The sequence below is a fragment of the Nonomuraea sp. NPDC049378 genome, from assembly GCF_055586745.1.
Map to the genome: position 1 here is coordinate 47167 of NZ_JBVJHP010000038.1, position 22031 is coordinate 69197.

Consider the following 22031-nt stretch of genomic DNA (forward strand, 5'->3'; position numbering starts at 1 on the left):
GTCAGCGGGCGGCTCGGGCCAGGTGGGCGCAGACGGGAAACCCCTCCAGCGCGTACGGGGCCGCGAGCCGGGCGTAGTGGGCCTTGACGCGCTCGACGGTCTCCCGCGGTTGCCGGGAGATCACCGCGAAGCGTGGGCCGCCCGCCTGGACGATGTCGTCCCACCAGGAGCCGGGGTCGACGCGGTGCCGCCACCGCAGGGTGTCGACGGCCGCGTTCCTGAAGCCCGCCGCCCGCAGCAGCGCGGTGAAGCGCGGCGGCGTGTCGTGGGCCGTGAAGGGGCGTGGCGGTGGGTCGTACGGGACGCCGGCGGCGGCGATGGCGTCGGCGAGGACGCTCGTGGCGGTCATCTCGTCGGACTCCCACCAGGACAGGGCGATCGTGCCGCCCGGACGCAGCACGCGGTGCAGCTCGCCGAGCGCCGCCGCGGTGTCGGGCACATGATTGATGACGAAATTTCCCGCTATGGCGTCGAATGCTTCGTCCGCGAACGGCAGGTCGGGCAGCGCGGCCGCCCGTACCGTCGCGTGCGGGTGGCGGCGGGCGACCAGCTCCAGCATGCCGGGATCGGGGTCGACGGCGGTGACCTCGATGCCCAGCGCGAGCGCCGCCGCCGTCACCACGCCGGTGCCGCAGCCGACGTCCAGCAGCCGCGGCGCCCTGGTCTCGCGGGCCTGAGCGAGCAGGGGCGCGACGGTGTGCGCGCTGAGGCGGGCGAAGCCGCGCTCGTACGCTTCGGCGTTGCTCACGGATCTCACCCTAACGCAGAAAACTAACATTCTGGTGTGAAATTTCGTGCCAAAGCCTGTTTTCCCCTGTGAAGCCGCTCGTACTGTCGTCGTCATGACCATCGACGCCTTCATCGACGCCCTGCCCAAGGTCGAACTCCACGTGCACCTGATCGGCTCGGCCTCCGTCGCGACCGTGCTGGAGCTCTCGCGCCGCCACCCCGGCAGCGAGGTCCCCGCGACGGAGGAGGACCTGCGCCGCTTCTACGCATTCCGCGACTTCCCCCACTTCGCCCAGGTGTACGGCGCCGTCAACTCGCTCGTACGCGAGCCGGAGGACGTGGCCACGCTCGTGCTCGGCCTGGCCCGCGACCTCGCAACCCAGGGAGCCCGCTACGTCGAGCTGCAGGTCACGCCCTACGCCCACCACGTCGTCGGCATGCCCAGGCGCGAGGTGACCGAGGCCCTGGACCTGGCCGCCCGCCGGTCGCCGGCCGAGTACGGCGTGGAGGTGGCCTACATCTTCGACATCCCCGGCGAGTACGGGGAGGAGGCCGCCAGGGTCACCGTCGAGCACGCCCTGCAAGAACCTCCCGCCGCGCTGGTAGGTTTCGGCATCGGCGGGATCGAGCAGGAGCGCCCGAAATATCGTGACGCCTACCGTTCGGCCTTCTCGGCGGCGCGCGCGGCCGGACTGCACAGCGTCCCGCACGGCGGCGAGATGAGCGGGCCGGAGACGATCTGGGAGGTCATCGAGGGCTACGGCGCCGAGCGCATCGGCCACGGCATCACCTGCCTGGCCGACGACCGCCTGGTCGCCCACCTGCGCGACACGCAGATCCCCTTGGACGTCTGCCCCACCTCCAACCTCCGCACCGGCCAGGTCGCCCGCATAGAGGACCACCCGCTGCCACGGATGCTGGAGGAAGGCCTGTACGTCACGCTCAACAGCGACGACCCGCCCATGTTCGCCACCACCCTGGCCGAGGAGTACCGGCTCGCCGCCGACGTCTTCGGACTCGGCGCTCCCGAACTGGCCCACCTCGCCCGCAACGGCGTCCGGGCCTCCTACCTGGCCGAGGAGCGCAAGCAGGCCCTGGTGGCGGAGATCGACGCGCTCGTCGCGGCCGGCTGACCGGACGGCGACCGCCCGGCCCACGGCGAGCGCCGCCGGCTCACGGGAGGAGGCCGGTGGCAGGGCCCGCGGCTCACGGCGCGGTCGCCGGCGGAACGGCTGGGCTACGGCGAGGCCATACGGCCGAGCCCCGGCGGGATCTTGCCGGCCGCCGCCCGGTCCAGGAGGAACAGGGTGCGCCCCCGGCCCCTGGCGCCCGCCGCCGGCACCTGCACGTGCCCCGAGTCGGACAGGGCCAGGCGTACCGCCCCCGACTTCTCCTCCCCGGCGGCCACCACCCACACCTCGCGCGCGGCCTGGATGGCGGGCAGCGTCAGGGAGATGCGCGTGGGCGGCGGTTTCGGCGAGCCGTGCACGGCCACCACCGGGCGCGTGTCGTAGAGCGCGGGCATGCCGGGGAACAGGGAGGCCACATGGGAGTCGGGGCCCATGCCGAGCAGCATCACGTCGAAGCTCGGCACCGGCCCGTGATCCTCCGGCCTGGCGGCCCTGCGCAGTTCGGCGGCGTAGGACTCGGCGGATTCCTCGGCGGTCATGCCCGTGTCGGGGCCGCGCATGACGTGCACCCGCTCCGGGTCGACGTCGACGTGGTCGAGCAGCGCCTCGCGGGCGCCGGTCTCGTTGCGTTCCCTGTCGCCCGCGGGCACGAACCGCTCGTCGCCCCACCAGACGTCCAGGCGCCGCCAGTCGACCGCGTCGCGCGCGGGCGTCGCGGCGATGGCGGCCAGCGTGGCGATGCCGACCGTGCCGCCGGTCAGCACGATGGACGCCGCCCCCTTGGCCGACTGCACGTCGACCAGCCGGGTGATGATCCGCGCCGCCACGGCCTTGGCCAGGACGTCGGCGTTGCGGTGTACGACAACATTGGGCACGCTCACGAGCACTACTCTCTCACCAGGATCAGCAGGAAACCCCGGACGGCCGGAGCCGCCCGGGGAGGCAGGGTCATCCCTTGTACGTGCGGGCGAAGTGCTTGACCGCGGCCTCGTAGACCTCGTCGCTGTCGAGCCTGCGCAGCTCCTCGGCCAGCAGCTCGGAGGTGTGGCGCCGGGCCAGCGCCACGTTCCTGTCGGGCTGCCCCGGGCGCGACAGCGTGGCCAGGCGGGCGTCGCTCCGGCAGATGGACAGCTCGCCGTCGTCCAGTCGCAGCCGCACGGACGTCAGGCCGGGGCCGCCCGAGTCGGCCACCTCGATCGGCGCGCCGAGGCGCTCCGACAGCCAGGAGGCCAGCAGCGGCGCGCTCGGGTGACCCTTCGCGCTCTCCACGACCCCCTCGTGCACCCGGCCCACCGGCTGGTCGAACGCGGCGGCCAGCAGGCTGCGCCACGGCGTCACCCTGGCCCACGACAGGTCGGTGTCGCCGCGGGCGTACCCCTTGGCCCTGGTCACCAGCGACTGGATGCCGCCCTCGTCCAGGCCCTTGGCGTCGGTGATGCGCCGCTGCGCCAGAGCCCCGATGGAGTCCTTCGACGGCACCTCGGGCGCCGCGCCCGGCCACCACACCACGACCGGGGTGTCGGGCAGCAGCAGCGGGCTGACCACGGAGTCGGCGTGCTCGGTGAGCTCGCCGTACAGGCGCAGCACCACGACCTCGCCGGGCGTGGACTCGCCGATGCGCAGCTCGGCGTCGAGCCTGATCGGCTCGTCCTCCTCACGCTTGATCACGACGATGATGCGGGAGGGGTGTTCGCGGGCCGCCTCGGTGGCGGCGCGCAGGGCGTCGTACTGGTGGCGCTCCTCGCAGACGACCACGAGCGTCAGCACCATGCCGATGGCGGGCGCGCCCATCTGGTGGCGCAGGTGCATGAACTGCGCCGAGATCTTGCCCGCCGTGGTGTCGGACAACATGAAGGTCGTCACGGGCGCTCCTCCGTCGGTCTCGCGGCGACAGCCGTACCGGATGTGTCAACGCGTCCGCTCACTAGAGCCTCCTCCAGACGCGGCCGTCGCGGGCCATCATCGCATCGGCCGACTCCGGCCCCCACGAACCCGACTCGTAGCCCTCCGGCTGGCCCTGCGTGGCCCAGAACTCCTCGATCGGGTCGAGGATCTTCCAGGACAGCTCGACCTCCCGCTGGTGCGGGAAGAGCGGCGGATCGCCGATCATCACGTCGAGCAGCAGCCGCTCGTACGCCTCGGGGGACGACTCGAGGAACGACTCGCCGTAGGCGAAGTCCATGGAGACGTCGCGCACCTCCATGGCCGTGCCCGGCACCTTGCTGCCGAACCTGACGGTGATGCCCTCGTCCGGCTGGACCCTGATGACCAGCGCGTTGTGGCCGAGTATCTCGGTGTCGTCGGCGCTGAAGGGCAGGTGCGGCGCCCGCTGGAACACCACCGCGACCTCCGTCACCCGGCGGCCCAGGCGCTTGCCGGTGCGCAGGTAGAACGGCACGCCCGCCCACCGCCGGTTGGCGATCTCCAGCTTGATGGCGGCGTACGTCTCCGTGGTGGACGCCGACGAGATGCCGTCCTCCTGGAGGTAGCCGACGACCTTCTCGCCGCCCTGCCAGCCCGCTTTGTACTGCCCGCGCGCGGTGTTGAGCCCGAGGTTGGCCGGCAGCCGCACGGCCTTGAGCACCTTCTCCTTCTCCCGGCGCAGCGCGGAGGCGTCGAACGAGGTCGGGTCCTCCATCGCTACCAGCGCGAGCAGCTGGAGCAGGTGGTTCTGGATCACGTCGCGGGCGGCGCCGATGCCGTCGTAGTAGCCGGCCCGCCCCCCGATGCCGATGTCCTCGGCCATCGTGATCTGCACGTGGTCGACGAAGCTGCGGTTCCAGATCGGCTCATAGAGGTTGTTGGCGAACCGCAGCGCCATGATGTTCTGGACGGTCTCCTTGCCCAGGTAGTGGTCGATCCTGAAGATCGAGCTCTCCGGGAAGGCGGAGGTGGTGATCTCGTTCAGCTCGTGCGCCGAGCGCAGGTCGTGACCGAACGGCTTCTCGATGACCACCCGCCGCCACGAATCCTCGGGCGCGTCGGCCAGCCCCGTCCGCTTGAGCTGCTCGACCACCACGGGGAAGAACTTCGGCGGCACCGAGAGGTAGAACGCGTAGTTTCCGCCGGTGCCCCGTGTCTCGTCGATCTCGTTCAAGGCCATGGCCAGCGCGTCGAACGCCCCGTCGTCGTTGAACTCGCCGGGCACGAAGTGGATGCCCTCACGCAGTTGCTTCCATACCTCCTCGCGGAAGGGCGTCCTGGCGTGTGCCTTGACGGCGTCGTGCGTCAGCTGGGCGAAATCCTGGTCCTTCCAGTCGCGCCTGGCGAACCCGACCAGCGAGAAGCCGGGCGGCAGCAGCCCCCGGTTCCCCAGGTCGTAGATCGCCGGCAGCAGCTTGCGCTTGGCCAGGTCGCCTGTCACGCCGAACAACACCATCACGCACGGTCCGGCCACCCGGGGCAGCCGCTTGTCACGCGGGTCGCGCAGCGGGTTGGCCGCCAGGACTTCCATGGTGGTGGAGGTGCCCGCGGCCGAGGTGGCCACCGTGGCGGCCTCCTCCGCGGGTGCTGCCGGGTCTGTCATCTCAAGCCTCCTGTGCGGCTGCGAGCAGGTGCGCGACTCCCGCCGCGCGGTCGGTCAGATGCAGGCGTACGGCGGGACGCCCGCGGGTCTCCACGGCGCCGAGGTCACCGAGAGCCTGCGCCAGCTGGAGCCGGCCCAGGGTGTACGGCCGCCCGGGGACCGGGACGTCCTCGGCCACCGCACCTGTGATCATCAGGAACACGCCGTTCGGAGGGCCGCCCTTGTGATACTGGCCGGTCGCGTGCAGACAGCGCGGGCCCCAGCCGAAGGTCACCGGCCGGTCGGTACGCAGCGCGAGCAGCGCCCGCAGCGTCGCCGCGTCGGCCATCATCCAGGCATCGGTCATCTGCTCGAAGTCGGCGCCGTCGGGCACCGGAGCGTCGAACGCGGCCAGCCGGTCGAGGTAGGCCATGATCGACAGATATCCGCCGGCCGGAACGGTGTGCAGCAGCTCGGCGAACAGCCCGGGCAGGTCCTTGGCCGTGACCCCGCCGTACACCTCGACGGGGCCGTCGGTGAACGCGGGAGCGCCGGTCGGCAGGTCGGGCAGGGCCAGCAGCGCGAGGGTGCCGTCGCGCGCGCCGGCCTCGTCGGGCCGGTCGAACGGGTCGACGTCCAGCGCCAGACCGGCGACGGCGGCGGCATATTCCCACACCGGGAACTGCGCGCCGAGGGGCCCGTCGACGCGCACGTCGCCGACGTCGGACTCGATGGCGACGACGAGTTCGTCGCCACTGCGACGGGGGTCGGCGCCGACGACGGGGAGGATGCCCCTGCCCCGCTTGCCGGTGGACCCCGCGACGAGCTCCTCGATCCAGCCGGGCAGCCCGGCGATGGCCGAGAGCTGGTCTTCGAGCAGCAGCTTGTCGCGCCCGCCCAGCGCCGCGCCGCCGAGCGCCGCCCCCAGGTCGAGCCCGGGGTTGCCGGAGTCGAGGGACAGCAGCGGCAGCGCCTGCTCGGCGTCGTCGAGCAGCCGCTCCACGCGGGCGCCCGCCAGCGCGCAGGCCACCAGCGTGTACGCCGACAGCGCCGGAGCCCGGCCGCCCGCGACCGGGGCGGCCGGCACCACCTGGTGGCCGCTCTCACGCGCGCGCCGCTCCAGCGGCGAGCCAGGGCCGGTGACCACCACGATGCGCCCGGCCGGCGCGATGCCCGCGTCGGTGAAGTGACGTTGGTAGATCCGCAGCAGGCAGTCGGTCTCCAGGGCCGAGCCGCCCGCGTCGGCGACGACCACGATCGTGGCGTCCGGCGGCTCGGCGAGCGCGCGGCGCACCTGCCCGGGGTCGGTCGTGTCGAGAACGGTGAGCGGCACGTCGTCGGTGTCGCAGATCACCTCGGCGGCGGCGGGCGAGCCGCCCGCCCCCGCCAGCACCACGTTCGTCAGTCCCTGCGCGCGTGCTCGCTCGGCGAGCCTGCCCAGCTCGGGCAGCAGCTCGCGCGAGGCGCGGGACGGCGTTCGCGGGCGCGCAGGGCGGCCCCGACCGGCCTGCGCGCCCGCATCGGCGTCCTCACCCCACAGCGTGGGGTCGCCGGCGGCGAGCCGCGCGGGCACGCCGCCGGCGACGAGGCGCCCCGCGAGGGAGGCGGCGGCGGACGCCACCTCCTCATCGCGGCAGGAGACCTCCATCACGGGACCAGGTTCTTGGTGACGCTCTCGAGCAGCTCGTTCCAGGACGCCTCGAACTTGTCGACGCCCTCGTCCTCCAGGACCTTCACCACGTCGTCGTAGTCGACGCCGGCCTCCTTGAGCGCGGCCATGGTGTTCCAGGCCTGCTCGTAGAAGGGACGCACGGTGTCGCCCGAGACGTTGGCGTGGTCGGCCGTGGCGTCGAGCGTCTTCTCCGGCATCGTGTTGACGGTGCCGGGGACGACGAGCTGGTCGACGTAGAGGGTGTCGGAGTATTCGGGGTTCTTCACGCCGGTCGAGGCCCACAGCGGCCGCTGCGGGCGGGCGCCCGCGGCGCGCAGCCGCTGCCAGCGCTCGGAGTTCATCACGTCCTCGAACGCCGCGTACGCCAGGCGCGCGTTGGCCACGCCCGCCTTGCCCTTCAGCTCGGGCTTGCCGAGCTTGTCGAGCCGCTTGTCGATCTCGGTGTCGACCCGGCTGACGAAGAACGACGCCACCGAATCGATCTTGCCGAGGTCGAGGCCCTTGGCCTGCGCCGCCTCGAGACCGGCCAGCCAGGCGTCCATGACCGCGCGGTAACGCTCGAGGGAGAAGATCAGCGTGACGTTGACGCTGATGCCCTCCGCCAGCGCCTGCGTGATCGCCGGCAGCCCCTCGACCGTCGCCGGGATCTTGATGAACAGGTTGGGCCGGTCGACCAGCCACCACAGCGCCCGCGCCTCGGCCACGGTCTTCTCGCTCTCGCGGGCCAGGCGCGGGTCGACCTCCAGCGACACCCGGCCGTCCACGCCGCCGGTGGCGTCGTAGACGGGGCGCAGCACGTCCGCGGCCCAGCGGATGTCGTAGGTGGTGATGGCGCGTACGGCCTCGCCCACGTCGACGCCGCGTACGGCGAGGTCGTGCAGCTGGGCGTTGTAGGCGTCGCCCTTGCTGAGCGCGTTGGCGAAGATCGTCGGGTTGGAGGTCACCCCGACGACGTTCTTCTCGCGGATCAGCTGATCGAGGTTGCCGGTGCGCAGGCGCTCGCGGCTGATGTCGTCGAGCCAGATGGCGACGCCCTGGCCGGACAGCTTGTTCAGGATCTCACTCATCTTCGTTCAGTTTCCCGTCGTCTCGCCCTTTTCCTGACCGAGCTTGGCCAGGCTCGCATGCGCCGCCGCGGCCACGCGCTCCGCCGTCAGCCCGAACTGCTCGTACACGGTCCTGTACGGGGCCGACGCGCCGAAGTGTTCGAGGCCGACGACCTCGCCGCACTCGCCGACGAACTGGTGCCAGCCGAGAGCGACGCCCGCCTCGACCGCGACCCGGGCCCGGATCGACGCGGGCAGGACCGTCTGCCTGTATGCGATGTCCTGCCCGTTGAACCATTCGACACACGGCATCGACACCACGCGCGTCGGGATGCCCTGCGCCTCCAGCAGGTCGCGGGCGTTCACCGCGATCTCCACCTCGCTGCCCGTGGCGATGAGCAGGACCTGCGGCTGGCCGTCGGAGGCCTCGCGCAGGACGTAGCCGCCCCTGGCCACGCCCTCGGCGCTGGTGCCCTCGAAGACGGGCAGGTTCTGCCTGGTCAGGGCCAGGGCCGCGGGCCGGTCGGTGTGCTGGAGCACCGCCTTCCACGCGTACGCGGTCTCGTTGGCGTCGGCCGGGCGGACGACGTCGAGGCCGGGGATCGCGCGCAGCGCCCACAGGTGCTCGATCGGCTGGTGCGTGGGGCCGTCCTCGCCCAGGCCGATGGAGTCGTGCGTCCACACGTAGGTGACCGGCAGCTTCATCAGCGCGGCCAGGCGCACCGCCGGTCGCATGTAGTCGGAGAAGACCAGGAACGTGCCGCCGTAGGGGCGGGTGCCGCCGTGCAGGGCGATGCCGTTGAGAATGGCGCCCATGGCGTGCTCGCGGATGCCGAAGTGCAGCGTGCGGCCGTAGCGGTTTCCGGGGAATTCCTTGGTCTGGTATTCCTCGGGGACGAAGGACGGCTCGCCCTTCATGGTGGTGTTGTTCGAATCGGCCAGGTCGGCCGAGCCGCCCCAGAGCTCGGGCAGCACCGGCGCCAGCGCGTTGAGCACCTCGCCGGAGGCCTTGCGGGTGGCCATCGAGGCGCCCGCCTCGAACGACGGCAGCGCCCCTGCCCAGCCGTTGGGCAGTTGCCGCCGGGAGATGCGGTCGAGCTCCTCGGCCCGCTCGGTGTCGGCCGCGCGCCACTTCGCGTAGCCCTTCTCCCACTCGGCGTGCTCGGCGCGGCCTCGCTGGGCGACGGCGCGGGCGTGCTTGAGCACCTCGTCCGGCACGTCGAAGCTCTTGGAGGGGTCCATGCCGAGGACTTCCTTGGTGGCGGCGACCTCCGCCTCGCCCAGGGCCGAGCCGTGGATCTTGCCGGTGTTCCGCTTGTTGGGCGCGGGCCAGCCGATGATGGTGCGCAGCCGGATGAACGACGGCCGGCCGGTCTCGGACCTGGCCGCCTGCAGCGCGTCGTAGAGCGCCTGGACGTCCTCGGCGTAGTCGCCGTTCTCGGTCCAGTCGACGCTCTGGGTGTGCCAGCCGTAGGCGTCGTAGCGGGCGACGACGTCCTCCGACTTGGCGATGAGCGTGTCGTCCTCGATGGAGATCTGGTTGTCGTCCCAGATGACGATGAGGTTGCCCAGCTTCTGGTGGCCGGCGAGCGAGCTGGCCTCGTGGCTGATGCCCTCCTCGATGTCGCCGTCGCTGACGAGGCACCAGATGTGGTGGTCGAACGGCGAGGCGCCCGGCTCGGCGCCGGGGTCGAACAGGCCGCGCTCGCGGCGGGCCGCCATCGCCATGCCGACCGCGTTGCCCAGACCCTGGCCGAGCGGACCCGTCGTGGTCTCGACGCCGGCCGTGTGGCCGTGCTCGGGGTGACCGGGCGTGAGGCTGTCCCACTGGCGCAGCCGCCTGAGGTCGTCGAGCGACAGGCCGTAGCCGGAAAGGAAGAGCTGGATGTAGAGCGTCAGGCTGGTGTGGCCGCATGACAGCACGAAGCGGTCGCGTCCGATCCATCCGGGATCGGTCGGGTCGTGGCGCATCACGCGCTGGAAAAGCAGGTAGGCGGCGGGGGCGAGGCTCATGGCGGTGCCGGGATGACCCGAGCCCGCCTTCTCCACTGCGTCCATCGCCAGGGCTCGAACGACGTCGACCGCCTTCTTGTCGAGGTCGGTCCATTCGAGGGCTGGCACGAGTTCGGTGCTCAAGTGCTCGATCTCCGGAATCTAGTTGTCATTGGTCACGCCGGTTTGGCTATCCCGCCCACAGGGACCCTAACCGAGTGGAGGTGACGATCAATTCCCGTTCCACCCCGGCGTCCCACGTGGGGCGCAAGCCCCCCATTGGCCGGACCGGCCGACCCTGCGACTACAGTTTGGTTGTTCGCAGAGGCGTCACGGCGCCCACCCATGGATCCGCTCTAATCAGAGGTTACGCGTTGACCCCGCACAGGCTGGAAGCGCCTTGACGGTGCTCACCAACAGGCAGGCGACGGCCCCCTCCCCGAAGGTGGGCGAGCCGCGTTCGATCGGCATGATCGTCAAGGCCTACATCGCGCTCACCAAGCCGCGGATCATCGAGCTGCTGCTGATCACGACGTTGCCCGTGATGTTCCTCGCGGCGGGCGGGTTGCCGCCGCTGTGGACGTCCGTCGCCGTCATGGTGTTCGGCACCCTGTCGGCCGGCAGCGCCAACGCGCTCAACTGCTACGTCGACCGTGACATCGACCAGAAGATGCGCCGCACCCGCCGCAGGCCGCTGGCCAGGCACCAGGTGTCGCCGCGCGCGGCGCTCGTCTTCGGCATCGTGCTCGGCGTGCTCTCCACCGTGGGCCTGTGGCTCACCACCAACGCGCTGGCCGCCCTGCTGTCCACCGGCGCGATCCTGTTCTACGTGCTGGTCTACTCGATGATCCTCAAGCGGCGCACCGCCCAGAACATCGTGTGGGGCGGCATCGCGGGCTGCATGCCGGTGATGATCGGCTGGGCGGGCATCACCGACCGGCTCGCCTGGGCGCCGCTGGTGCTGTTCGGGGTGGTGTTCTTCTGGACGCCGCCGCACACCTGGACGCTGGCCATGCGCTACAAGGAGGACTACGCGGCGGCCAAGGTGCCGATGCTGCCCGTGGTGGCCACCGAGCGGCGGGTCGTCCTGGAGTCCATCGCCTACACGTGGGCGACCGTGCTGTGCTCGCTGGCGCTGTGGCCGGTGGCCGGCACCACGCTGTTCTACCCCGTCGTGGCGGCCGTGCTCGGCGCCGTGTGCCTGTGGGAGGTGCACCGCCTGCTGGGCCGGCTCAACGCCGGCAAGAGCGGTGTCGCCCTGCGCCCGATGCGGTTCTTCCACTGGTCCAACGCCTACCTGGCGCTGCTCTTCCTCGCGGTCGCGATCGATCCGCTGCTCGCCTGAAGTCTCCGCCCGGCCGTTGCGCCGGGCCCTTCCCGGTCTTTATAGTGCACATATGAATAGCTCTTCAGGTGTTATCACGGGTCTGGACGGCTGCACGGTGCAGGAGCCGGACGCCGCCAGGGTCGCGGCCACCCGCGACCGGCTCGTGACGCCGGAAGAGGCCACCCGGCTGGCCGAGCTGTTCCGCCTGCTCGGAGACCCGACCCGGGCCCGGTTGCTCTACGCCCTGCTGGAGGCGCGGGAGTTGTGCGTGTGCGACCTGGCCGACGCCGTCGAGGTGACCGACACGGCCGTCTCCCACGCGCTGCGCCTGCTGCGTACGGCGGGGATCGTGGCCAGCCGCAGAGCCGGACGGATGATCTACTACCGGCTGGCCGACGCCCATGTCCGCATGCTGCTCGACCTGAGCCGGGAGCATCTGAAGGAGACCGGATGAGCGGAGATCATCACGGCCGGGGGCCCGGTCATGGGCACGGGCCCGGTCATGGGCACGGCCACGCGTTGAGCGCGAACGCCGACCGGCGTTATCTGGCCGGGGCGCTCGCGCTCATCGTCGGCTACATGGTCGTCGAGGTGATCGCCGGTGTGATCGCCAACTCGATCGCGCTGATCTCCGACGCCGCCCACATGCTGACCGACGCGACCGCCATCGCGCTGGCCCTGCTCGCCATGCGCATCGCCGCCAGGCCGGCCAGGGGCGCCTACACGTTCGGCTGGAAGCGGGCCGAGATCCTCTCCGCGCAGGTCAACGGCGTGACGCTGCTTCTGCTCGTGGCCTACTTCGTCTACGAGGGCGTGCGCCGGCTCATGGAGCCGCCCGAGGTGTCGGGGCCCGTCGTCGTGTTCACCGCGCTGGCGGGCATCGCCGTCAACGCGCTGGCCGTCTGGCTGCTGTCCAGGGCCGACCGGCGCAGCCTCAACGTCGAGGGCGCCTTCCAGCACGTGCTCAACGACATGTACGCCTTCATCGCCACGGCGGTGGCGGGTGTCGTGGTCTGGTTGACCGGCTTCCGCCAGGCCGACACGATCGCCGCCCTGGTGGTGGCCGCCCTCATGCTCAAGGCCGGCTGGGGGCTGCTGCGCGACTCCGGCCGGGTGCTGCTGCAGGCGGCGCCGAGCGGGCTCGACCCCGACGAGATCGGCGGTGTGCTGGCCGCCGACCCCGACGTCGAGGAGGTGCACGACCTGCATGTCTGGGCCGTGACGAGCGGCTATCCCACGCTGTCGGCCCACGTGATCGTGGCGGAGGGCTCCGACTGCCACGACGTACGCACGCGCCTCGCCCGCCTGCTGCACGAGCGCTTCGAGATCGGCCACACCACGCTCCAGGTCGACCACGGCACGCCCGGCCTTGACCCGCACTGCTCCGACCCGCACGGACCCCGGCACTCTGATCCGTTAAGGTCACCCTATGGCGACCCGTGATCCACGCTGGGTGTTCAAGGACCGCCCATCGTTCGCGTTGATCATCGGGCTGGTGCTCACCGGCATCTGCGCCCTCGTCTCGTTCTCGTTCGACGTGGTGTTCAACGGCGCGCCGGTGCAGTTCTTCATCGCCCTCATGCTGGCGCTGGCGCCGGTGCCGCTGCTGCTGGCCGCGGTGCTGGCGCTCGACCGGATGGAGCCGGAGCCGCGCAGCAACCTGATCTTCGCGTTCGCGTGGGGCGCGGGCATCGCGGTGCTGGTCGCCGGCGTGGTCAACTCGCTCAACCTGCACTACATCATCGACACCGCCCGCCTGTCGGAGGCCAGTGCCCGCAACATCGCGGCCACGTTCGGCGCGCCCGTGGTGGAGGAGACGATGAAGGGCCTGGTGCTGCTGGGCCTGCTCAGGTTCCGCAGGGCCGAGCTCGACGGGCCGACCGACGGCGTCATCTACGCGAGCATGGTCGGCCTCGGCTTCGCCATGAGCGAGAACGTCAGCTACTACATCGCCGCGCTGTCCGGTTCGGGCGTCAAAGGGCTGGCGGTCACGGTGGTGTTGCGAGGCATCCTGTCGCCGCTCGCGCACCCGCTGTTCAGCTCCATGATCGGCGTCGCGGTCGCCTACGCGGCCCAGCGCGGCGGCGGCGATCGGATCTTCCCCGTCCTGGCCGGCTGGTCGGCCGCGATGATCCTGCACGGCCTGTGGAACGGCCTGGCCTCCTACGGCGGCTTCCCCGGGCTCGTGGTGGCCTACCTGACGCTGCTGGTCGTGCTGGTCGTGCTCATCGGCGTGGTGTTCAGGGACCGGCGGCGCATCGTCGCCCTCATCCAGCGCTATCTCCCGCCGTACGAGCCGACCAAGCTGGTCACCCAGGCCGACATCTACATGTTGTCGGCGTTCACCCGGCGGCGGCAGGCCAGGCAGTGGGCCAAGGCCCACGGCGGCAGGCGGGGGCTGCGCGCGATGCGCGACTACCAGCTGGCCGCCACCGAGCTGGGCCTGCTGCACGAGCGGGCGGCCCGCCACGTGGTCGACGAGCAGACCTTCCACGAGGAGCAGCGGGCGCTGCTGGAGTGCATGAGCACCGCCAGGGCGGACTTCCCGGCGCGGTCGATGCCCGCCGGCTCGGTCGCCAGGGGCTCACCGCCGCCGGGCTACGCTCCCGGCTGAGGCGACGTCGCGGAGCGGTGTGGTGCGGAGCGCGGCGAACGTTTCCGTGCAAATCACGCGCGCGTCGGGGCGGGGGAGTGGCGGACCTAACGCCCCAAACCCGGGCTCATCCCCTCAGACGGCGGCGTGCGCCGCGGTGGGGGAGGGGCCCGCGGAGGCGGCCTCATGGGAACGGGTGCGCAGCGCGGTGACCACCCTCAGCGCGGCGATCCAGACCAGGGTCGAGCCGAGGACGTGCAGCAGGACCAGCATGGCGGGCACGGCCAGGAAATACTGGGTGTAGCCGATCACGCCCTGGGCCAGCTCCACCGCGAAGAGCACCAGCGCCGCCCGGCGCGCGGGGCGCGGGGCGTTGTTCACGTGCAGCGCGAACGCCAGCGCGAACGTCAGCCCCACCACGACGTAGGCGATGTCGGCGTGGATGCGCGCCACGGCCTCGATGTCCAGGTCGAAGCGGGAGGCCATGGCGTCGCCCGAGTGCGGCCCCGTGCCGCTCACCACCACACCGGCCACCAGCAGCACGAACACCGCCGCGAGCAGCACGTGCCCGAGCCGCCTGATGTCGCGGTGCGTCACCCGGCGCGCGGGGGCGTCGCCCTCGCCCGCGCGGGCGTACAACACCCAGCAGGCGGCGATCAGGCCGCTGGAGATGAGGAAGTGCATGCCGACCGTGAACGGGTTGAGCATGGTGTTGACCACCAGCCCGCCCCACAGCGCCTGGGCCACGATGCCGACCGGCTGGAGCCAGGCCAGCAGCACCAGCGAGCGCCTGCGCGGCGTCATCCGCAGCGCGGACAGCACGCACGCGACCCCCACGGCCAGCACCAGGAAGGTGAGCAGCCGGTTGCCGAACTCCACGGCCATGTTGAGCGGTGAGACCTCGGGGTGCGCGACCGGGATGAAGCTGTCTGGCGTGCACCTGGGCCAGGTCGGGCAGCCCAGCCCGGAGCCGGTGACCCGCACTCCCGCGCCCGTCACCGTGATGCCCGCGTTGACCACCACGGAGGCCATGGCCCAGCCGCGCATCGACCTCTCGGTGGGCGCCCAGAAGGAGAACAGGCGGCGCACAAGGGGGTGGGGATGGTCCGTGGGTAGCTTCACGTATCGATGGTAAGGGCCCGGAGGGCCGGTCCCTGAACGGGGCGGAACGGGGCTTCTCAAGGTTATTGGCTATGTGACATATTACTGAGGGGAGGTGGTGGCGTTTGTCCGACGTGATCGTCGTCGGCGCCGGCGTGGTGGGAGCGGCCTGCGCCTACTACGCCGCACGGGCGGGACTCGACGTGACCGTGATCGACCATGGCCCCGTGGCGGGCGGCACGACCGGCTCGGGCGAGGGCAACGTCCTGGTGTCCGACAAGGAACCAGGGCCCGAGCTGGAGCTGGCCGTCCTGTCGAACCGGCTGTGGCGCTCGCTGGCGGAGCGGCACGGCGGGGACGGCGGGTTCGAGTTCGAGGCCAAGGGCGGGCTCGTCGTCGCCGAGACCCCCGAGGTCCAGGAGCGGCTCGCTCACCTCGCCGCCGGACAGGCCGCCGCTCATGACGTCGAGCACACCCTGGTGCCCGCCGGCTCGCTGCGCGACTACGAGCCGCACCTCGCCGGCGACCTGGCAGGCGGCGTGCACTACCCGCAGGACGCCCAGGTGCAGCCCATGCTGGCCGCCGCCGCCCTGCTCAGGCACGGGGCGCGCGGCTTCGGCCGCGGCACGTTGCGCCTGCGGCTGGGCGCCGCGGTGACCGGGGTCACGGGTTCCGGCGGCCGGGTGACGGGCGTGCGCACCTCGCGGGGCGACGTCCGCGGCGGCGCGGTGATCAACGCGGCGGGCACCTGGGGCGGCGAGGTGGCCGCGCTGGCGGGCGTCGACCTGCCGATCCTGCCCAGGCGCGGGTTCGTCCTCGTCACAGAACCCCTGCGCGAGCCGCTGATCAGGCACAAGGTCTACACCGCCGCCTACGTCACGAACGTCGCCAGCGACTCGGCGGGGCTGGAGACGTCCGCCGTCGTCGAGGGCACCCCCGCGGGGACAGTGCTCGTCGGGGCCAGCAGGGAACGGGTCGGCTTCGACCGTACGACGTCGGTGCCGGTGCTCGCGCGGCTGGCCGGGCAGGCGGTCGCGCTCTTCCCCGCGCTGCGCGAGGTGCGGGCCATCAGGTCCTACTGCGGGTTCCGGCCGTACTGCCCCGACCACCTGCCCGTCATCGGCGCCGACCTGCGCGTGGCCGGGCTGTACCACGCGTGCGGGCACGAAGGGGCGGGGATCGGGCTCGCCCCCGCGACCGGGCACCTGCTCGCCCAGCTCATCACCGGTCAGAAGCCCGACCTCGACCTGAGCCCCTTCCGGCCCGGACGTTTCTCCGAGGAGGACCAGTGACGTTCCACATCACGGTCGACGGCCGGCCCGTGCCGGTCGTCCCCGGGCAGACGATCGGCGCGGCCCTGCACGCGGCCGGCGTGCGGTCGTGGCGCAGCACCCGCTTCGGCGGCCGGCCCAGAGGGCTGTTCTGCGGGATCGGCGTCTGCTTCGACTGCCTCATCTCCGTCAACGGGCGGGCGCCCGAGCGGGCCTGCCTCCTGGAGGCCGCGCCCGGGGACGAGGTGGCGACGTCGTGACGTACGACCTCGTGGTGATCGGAGGCGGGCCCGCGGGGGTCGCGGGCGCGCTCACGGCGGCGCGGGCGGGCCTGCGGGTGGCGCTCGTGGACTCCGGGGCGAGGCTCGGCGGCCAGTACTTCCGCCACTCCGCCGTCCCGGGCGCGGAGCCCGGGCTCGGCCGGTTCCTGCGCCAGGGCCGGGCCCTCGGCGAGCGTGCCGACGTGCTGCTGCGGCACCAGGCGTGGAGCGCCGCCCGCGAACCGGACGGGACCCTGGTCGTGCACTGCGTCACACGGTCATCGCCGGCTCGGGACGGAAGGGAGGCCGAGCTCCCGGTCGCTCTCCGGGCGCGGCAGCTGCTCATCGCCACCGGCGCGCACGACCGGCCGCTGCCCTTTCCCGGATGGGACCTGCCCGGCGTGCTCACCGCGGGCGGCGCGCAGGCGCTGCTCAAGGGCAGCGGCGTCGTGGCCGGCCGGCGGATCGTGGTCTCCGGCACCGGGCCGTTCCTGCTCCCCGTGGCCGTCGGGCTGGCCGGGGCGGGGGCGCGCGTGCTGGGCGTGTTCGAGGCCGGCAGCGGGCTCGGGCTGGCCAGGCGGCCGCTCCTCGCCCTGGACAAGGCGGGCGAAGCGGCACGGTACGCGGTGGGCCTGGCCCGGCACCGGGTGCCGTACCGCACGCGCCAGGCGGTGGTCGCGGCGCACGGCGAGCGCGAGGTGGAGGCCGTCACCGTGGCCCGCCTCGACGAGGGGTGGAACATCCTCGCCACCCGCGTCGTCGAGTGCGACACCGTGGCCGCAGGATACGGCTTCGTGCCGCAGATCGAGCTGGGCACGCAACTCGGCTGCCGGACCCGGCACGACGTGGACGGCAGCCCGGTGCTCACCGTGGACGCCGCGCAGCGCACCACCGTCCCGGGTGTCTGGGCGGCGGGCGAGCCCACGGGGGTCGGCGGGTGGCGGCTGTCCGAACTGGAGGGCCGCATCGCCGGCCTGGCCGTCGTGGCCGGTTCCCGGACGCGGCCCGGGGTGCCCGGGGTGCTCGCTCGCCGGCGGGCGCGGTGGCGGGCGTTCGGGGAGGCGCTGCAGCGGGCCTACCCCGTCATGCCGGGCTGGCAGGGGTGGCTGCGCGACGACACGCTGGTGTGCCGGTGCGAGGAGGTGCCGCTGGCCCGCGTACGCGAGGCGCAGGACCTCGGCGCGACCGACGCGCGCTCCATCAAGTTGCTGGCCAGGCCGGGCATGGGATGGTGCCAGGGCCGCATCTGCGGATACGCCGTCTCGTGCCTGGCGGGGGAGCCGCCGCAGCCGCCCCGCCGCCCCATCGCCCAGCCGGTCACCCTCGGCGCGCTCAGCGAGGGCGTAGAGGCGACCGATCCGGCCCTCGCGGACGATCCACCCCCTCACCCGAAACCCCGGAGGACCCCGTGACGGAAGGGCTGCGATGAGGACCAAGCGCGTTTTCCACGCCGTCGACTCCCACACCGAGGGCATGCCCACACGTGTGATCACCGGCGGCGTGGGCGTGATCCCCGGCGCGAGCATGGCCGAGCGGCGCGTCTACTTCCGCGACCACCTCGACCACGTCCGCACGCTGCTGATGACCGAGCCGCGCGGCCACTCGGCGATGAGCGGCGCCATCCTGCAGCCGCCCACCCGGCCGGACGCCGACTGGGGCGTGCTGTTCATCGAGGTGTCAGGGCTGTTGCCGATGTGCGGGCACGGCACCATCGGCGTGGCCACCGTGCTCGTCGAGACCGGCATGGTGGAGGTCACCGAACCGGTCACCACCGTGCGGCTGGAGGTCCCCGCCGGGCTGGTGGCCGTGGACGTGGCCGTCGAGGACGGCATGGCCACGTCGGTGACGCTGCGCAACGTGCCCTCCTACTGCGACCGGCTGGACGCCGCCGTGACCGTGCCGGGGTTCGGGACGATCCCGTACGACCTGGCCTACGGCGGCAACTTCTACGCGATCGTCGACCTCGGCTCCTACGGCCTGCCGTTCGACCGCAAGGCCAAGAACGAGATCATCGCGGCCGGTCTGGCCACCATGGAGGCCGTCAACGCCGCCGACGAGCCCGTGCACCGGGAGGACGGCCGCATCCGCGGCTGCCACCACGTCTATTTCGCCGCGCCCGGCTCCGACGCCCAGCACTCGCGGCACGCCATGGCCATCCACCCCGGCTGGTTCGACCGCTCGCCGTGCGGCACCGGCACCAGCGCCCGCATGGCCCAGCTGCACGCCCGCGGCGAGCTGCCGCTCGGGCGGGACTTCGTGAACGAGTCGTTCATCGGCACCCGGTTCATCGGCCGGCTGGTGGAGGAGACCGCCGTGGGCGGCGGCGCCGCGGTGGTGCCGTCGATCACCGGCCGCGCCTGGATCACCGGCACCGCCCAGTACTTCCTCGACCCCCGTGACCCCTTCCCCGCCGGATTCGAGCTGTGAGCGGAGAGCGCGTGATCACGACGGTCGACTACCACACGGGTGGCGAGCCGTTCAGGATCGTGACCGGCGGCGTGCCCGGGATCCCCGGCTCCAGCGTGCTCGACCGCCGCTCCACGGCGATGTCGGACTTCGACCACGTGCGGCGGCTGCTGTGCCACGAGCCGCGGGGCCACGCCGACATGTACGGGTGCTTCCTGGTCCCGCCCGACGACTCCGGCGCGCGGTTCGGCGCGCTGTTCTGGCACAAGGACGGCTTCTCCACCGCCTGCGGCCACGGCACGATCGCGCTGGGCGTGCACGCGGTGCGCGAGGGCCTGGCCGACGCGGCTCCCGACGGCGAGACGGACGTGGTCGTCGACGTGCCGTCGGGGCGGGTCACGGCGCGGGTGCGCTGCTCCGGGGGCCAGGTGAGGGGGGTGACGTTCGTCAGCGTCCCGTCGTTCGTGATCGCCCGCGGCGTGCCGGCCGGAGGGGTGACGGTCGACGTCTCCTACGGCGGCGCCATCTACGCCTCCCTGCCCGCCGCGGCGGTGGGGCTGTCGGTGGAGCCGCGGCACCTGCCCGCGCTCATCGAGCGCGCCCGGCGCGTCAAGGCCGGCCTGGCCGGCCATCCCGCCTCCCGGCATCCCTCCGACGAGCGGCTCTCCGGCGTCTACGGCGTGATCTTCTACGACGAGCTGCCCGACGTGGACGGCGTGGCGCACCAGCGCAACGTGACGGTGTTCGCCGACGGGGAGGTGGACCGCTCGCCCTGCGGGTCGGGCACCGCCGCCCGGCTGGCGCTGCTGCACGACTCGGGGCTGCGCGGCCCGCTGATCCACACGAGCGTCGTCGGCAGCACCTTCCGCGCCCGGGTGGCCGGCGTCGCCGAGGGCGCGGTGGTCCCGGAGATCGAGGGCATGGCGTACCGGACCGGGCGGCACTCCTTCGAGCTCGATCCCGACGATCCGATGGGAACGGGGTTCACCCTGCGATGAGCACACTGCCGTATCTCGACGCCGCCACGCTGGAGCGGCTGGTGCCGCCCGCGCGGGCCGTACAGGTTCTCGAGGACGCGCTCAGGGCCGGGCTCGACCCTGAGGACACGCCGCAACGGTCGGTCGTGGACGTGCCCGCCGGGCAACTGCTGCTGATGCCCGCCGCGGCCGGGCGGTACGCGGGGGTGAAGGCCGCCACCGTCGCGCCGGCCAACCCCGGGCGAGGGCTGCCCCGGATCCAGGGGACGTACCTGCTGCTGGACGGCGAGACGCTGGCCCCGCTCGCGGCCATGGACGGGATCGCGCTCACCTCGCTGCGCACGCCCGCCGTCTCGGCGCTGGCCGTCCGCCATCTGGCCGAGCCGGGAGCGCGGCGGCTGGTGGTGTACGGCAGCGGGCCGCAGGCGTGGGGGCACGTGGCGGCGTTGCGCGAGGTGGCGCCCGTCGCGGAGGTGACGGTCGTCGGGCGCGATCCCGGACGCGCGGAGGCGCTCGCCGTGCACTGCCGCACGCTCGGGCTGGACGCGCGGGCGCTGACCTCGGCCGAGGACGGCGGGAGCCATGAGGCGCTGGCGGGGGCCGACCTCGTGGCCTGCTGCACCACCGCCAGGGAACCCCTGTTCCCCGGTAAGCTCGCCCGCGACGGCGCCACCGTCGTCGCCGTAGGGTCGCACGAGCCCGGCGCCCGCGAGCTCGACGGCGATCTCGTCGCGCGTGCCACCGTGGTCGTCGAGGCCAGGGCGGCCGCCATGGAAGAGGCGGGTGACCTGATCGTCCCGATCCGCCAAGGTACGATCACCACTGGTCATCTCGCCGGCAACCTCGCGGACCTGATCGCCGGAAGAGTGCTCGTGGGGCCGGGGCCGCGCGTGTTCAAAGGCACGGGCATGGCGTGGGAGGACCTCGTGGTGGCGGCTGCCGCTTACGAGGCCTGGACGTAGGAGGGGGTGGCGGGATGGTCGCCGACGACCGGCTCGACCTGCCGATGGTGGGGGAGCGGCAGAGCCTGCGGGAGCAGGTCGCTCATGCGCTGCGCGCCGCGCTGATCACCGGTGAGATGCGGCCGGGAGTGGTCTACTCCGCGCCGGTGCTGGCCGCCCAGTTCGGCGTCTCGGCCACGCCCGTCCGCGAGGCCATGCTCGACCTGGCGAAAGAGGGCCTGGTCGAGGCGGTGCGCAACAAGGGTTTCCGGGTGACCGAGCTGTCCGACCGCGATCTCGACGAGCTCACCGAGATCCGGCAGCTCATCGAGGTGCCCACGGTGGCCAGGCTGGCCGACAGCGCGCGGGCCGAGGAGTTCGAGCGGCTCAGGCCCACCGCGGAGGAGATCGTCTCGGCCAGCGAGCGGGGCGACCTGCTGGCGTACGTCGACGCCGACCTGCGTTTCCACGTCGAGCTGCTGGCCCTGTGCGGCAACGCCCACCTGGTCTCCGTGGTGCGCGACCTGCGCACCCGGGCCAGGCTCTACGGGCTGTCCCAGCTCTCCGAGCGGGGCTCCCTGGCCGATTCTGCCAGGGAGCACCTGGCGCTGCTCGACGCGCTCAAGAGCGGCGACGCCGCCGCCGTCACCCAGATCATGGAAGAGCACATCGGTCATGTACGCGGCATCTGGGCCGAGCACTGAGCCCGACAATCCGGGTTAACCCGTGATCCGAGCGGTAAGTTCCGACATTTAGGGATCGTGTGCTCCCCGATCGGGGTAACCTCGATGCGGGCCGGCTGAGCGGCGCCTCGCGCGGGCGCCCGGCTGTCCCGTCGTCCCGGTCCATCGGACCGCCGGACCACGCCATCCCCGCTGCCGGGCGGTGGCGTCAGCCTGGTCACGCGGACTCCCGCACTCCGCTGACCTTCACCGGGCTCGGCACACCCGCCCACCGAGGCCGAGCCCCCCGCCGCGCGCCCGAGACCCCATCCCACGGGCGCGGGGGGGGGGGGGGGGGGGGGGGGGGGGGGGGGGGGGGGGGGGGGGGGGGGGGGGGGGGGGGGGGGGGGGGGGGGGGA

Annotated in this window: 20 protein-coding genes; 12 read left to right on the forward strand and 8 right to left on the reverse strand. The window is 72.6% G+C overall.

Features of this window, described 5'->3' with window-relative positions; translation table 11 throughout:
* Nucleotide 1: 1 nt before the first annotated feature.
* Nucleotides 2–748: a class I SAM-dependent methyltransferase gene (locus ACZ6SA_RS46920; protein ID WP_465835807.1), complete on the reverse strand. Its 747-nt coding sequence runs from the start codon at nucleotides 746–748 to the stop codon at nucleotides 2–4.
* 94 nt (nucleotides 749–842) lie between these two features.
* On the opposite strand from ACZ6SA_RS46920, the gene add reads away from it, so the two are divergent.
* Nucleotides 843–1862: an adenosine deaminase gene (gene add, locus ACZ6SA_RS46925; protein WP_465835809.1), complete on the forward strand. Its 1020-nt coding sequence runs from the start codon at nucleotides 843–845 to the stop codon at nucleotides 1860–1862.
* 104 nt (nucleotides 1863–1966) lie between these two features.
* Here add and pgl read toward each other — a convergent pair whose 3' ends face one another.
* From pgl to tkt, 6 genes are all read right to left on the reverse strand, one after another.
* Complete coding sequence (gene pgl, locus ACZ6SA_RS46930; protein WP_465835811.1) at nucleotides 1967–2740, reverse strand: 6-phosphogluconolactonase; 774 nt, start codon at nucleotides 2738–2740, stop codon at nucleotides 1967–1969.
* Between the two features lie 67 nt (nucleotides 2741–2807).
* Complete coding sequence (locus ACZ6SA_RS46935; RefSeq protein WP_347644736.1) at nucleotides 2808–3722, reverse strand: glucose-6-phosphate dehydrogenase assembly protein OpcA; 915 nt, start codon at nucleotides 3720–3722, stop codon at nucleotides 2808–2810.
* Between the two features lie 61 nt (nucleotides 3723–3783).
* On the reverse strand, nucleotides 3784–5313 hold the full coding sequence (gene zwf, locus ACZ6SA_RS46940) for a glucose-6-phosphate dehydrogenase (RefSeq protein WP_347644794.1): 1530 nt from the start codon (nucleotides 5311–5313) through the stop codon (nucleotides 3784–3786).
* A gap of 73 nt (nucleotides 5314–5386) precedes the next feature.
* Complete coding sequence (locus ACZ6SA_RS46945; RefSeq protein ID WP_465835835.1) at nucleotides 5387–7012, reverse strand: glucose-6-phosphate isomerase; 1626 nt, start codon at nucleotides 7010–7012, stop codon at nucleotides 5387–5389.
* A complete protein-coding gene (tal, locus tag ACZ6SA_RS46950) occupies nucleotides 7012–8103 on the reverse strand; it encodes a transaldolase (protein ID WP_465835814.1) in 1092 nt (363 codons plus the stop codon). Before tal ends, ACZ6SA_RS46945 begins: the two co-directional genes overlap by 1 nt.
* A gap of 6 nt (nucleotides 8104–8109) precedes the next feature.
* The gene (gene tkt / locus ACZ6SA_RS46955) at nucleotides 8110–10140 is read right to left on the reverse strand and encodes a transketolase (protein WP_465835837.1); all 2031 of its coding nucleotides are present in this window, start codon (nucleotides 10138–10140) and stop codon (nucleotides 8110–8112) included.
* Nucleotides 10141–10474: 334 nt separating this feature from the next.
* Between tkt and ACZ6SA_RS46960 the strand changes: the two genes are divergently transcribed.
* Genes ACZ6SA_RS46960 through ACZ6SA_RS46975 form a run of 4 tightly spaced genes read left to right on the forward strand, consistent with a single transcriptional unit; the run spans nucleotide 10475 to nucleotide 14015 of the window.
* Complete coding sequence (locus ACZ6SA_RS46960) at nucleotides 10475–11419, forward strand: heme o synthase (RefSeq protein WP_465835816.1); 945 nt, start codon at nucleotides 10475–10477, stop codon at nucleotides 11417–11419.
* Nucleotides 11420–11471: 52 nt separating this feature from the next.
* Nucleotides 11472–11855, forward strand: coding sequence for an ArsR/SmtB family transcription factor (locus ACZ6SA_RS46965; protein ID WP_465835818.1), 384 nt, complete (start codon nucleotides 11472–11474; stop codon nucleotides 11853–11855).
* Nucleotides 11852–12844 (forward strand): cation diffusion facilitator family transporter, encoded by a 993-nt coding sequence (locus ACZ6SA_RS46970; protein ID WP_347644731.1) that lies wholly within the window; start codon nucleotides 11852–11854, stop codon nucleotides 12842–12844. The genes ACZ6SA_RS46965 and ACZ6SA_RS46970 overlap by 4 nt, the downstream gene beginning before the upstream one ends.
* Nucleotides 12831–14015, forward strand: coding sequence for a PrsW family intramembrane metalloprotease (locus tag ACZ6SA_RS46975; protein WP_465835820.1), 1185 nt, complete (start codon nucleotides 12831–12833; stop codon nucleotides 14013–14015). Before ACZ6SA_RS46970 ends, ACZ6SA_RS46975 begins: the two co-directional genes overlap by 14 nt.
* A gap of 114 nt (nucleotides 14016–14129) precedes the next feature.
* Here the strand turns inward: ACZ6SA_RS46975 and ACZ6SA_RS46980 are convergent, their stop codons facing one another.
* On the reverse strand, nucleotides 14130–15116 hold the full coding sequence (locus ACZ6SA_RS46980; RefSeq protein WP_465835822.1) for a COX15/CtaA family protein: 987 nt from the start codon (nucleotides 15114–15116) through the stop codon (nucleotides 14130–14132).
* 113 nt (nucleotides 15117–15229) lie between these two features.
* Between ACZ6SA_RS46980 and ACZ6SA_RS46985 the strand changes: the two genes are divergently transcribed.
* The 7 genes from ACZ6SA_RS46985 to ACZ6SA_RS47015 are packed head-to-tail and all read left to right on the forward strand — an operon-like array spanning nucleotide 15230 to nucleotide 21654.
* A complete protein-coding gene (locus ACZ6SA_RS46985; protein WP_465835839.1) occupies nucleotides 15230–16387 on the forward strand; it encodes an NAD(P)/FAD-dependent oxidoreductase in 1158 nt (385 codons plus the stop codon).
* On the forward strand, nucleotides 16384–16626 hold the full coding sequence (locus tag ACZ6SA_RS46990; RefSeq protein WP_347644728.1) for a (2Fe-2S)-binding protein: 243 nt from the start codon (nucleotides 16384–16386) through the stop codon (nucleotides 16624–16626). The genes ACZ6SA_RS46985 and ACZ6SA_RS46990 overlap by 4 nt, the downstream gene beginning before the upstream one ends.
* Complete coding sequence (locus ACZ6SA_RS46995; RefSeq protein ID WP_465835824.1) at nucleotides 16623–18038, forward strand: FAD/NAD(P)-dependent oxidoreductase; 1416 nt, start codon at nucleotides 16623–16625, stop codon at nucleotides 18036–18038. Before ACZ6SA_RS46990 ends, ACZ6SA_RS46995 begins: the two co-directional genes overlap by 4 nt.
* A 13-nt stretch (nucleotides 18039–18051) precedes the next feature.
* Entirely contained in the window at nucleotides 18052–19053 is a 1002-nt protein-coding gene (locus ACZ6SA_RS47000) for a proline racemase family protein (protein ID WP_347644726.1), read from the forward strand.
* An 11-nt stretch (nucleotides 19054–19064) separates the two neighbouring features.
* Nucleotides 19065–20030 (forward strand): proline racemase family protein, encoded by a 966-nt coding sequence (locus tag ACZ6SA_RS47005; protein WP_465835827.1) that lies wholly within the window; start codon nucleotides 19065–19067, stop codon nucleotides 20028–20030.
* Nucleotides 20027–20971 (forward strand): ornithine cyclodeaminase family protein, encoded by a 945-nt coding sequence (locus ACZ6SA_RS47010; protein WP_443153184.1) that lies wholly within the window; start codon nucleotides 20027–20029, stop codon nucleotides 20969–20971. The genes ACZ6SA_RS47005 and ACZ6SA_RS47010 overlap by 4 nt, the downstream gene beginning before the upstream one ends.
* Nucleotides 20972–20985: 14 nt before the next feature.
* Nucleotides 20986–21654 (forward strand): GntR family transcriptional regulator, encoded by a 669-nt coding sequence (locus tag ACZ6SA_RS47015; protein WP_347644723.1) that lies wholly within the window; start codon nucleotides 20986–20988, stop codon nucleotides 21652–21654.
* Nucleotides 21655–22031 lie beyond the last annotated feature (377 nt).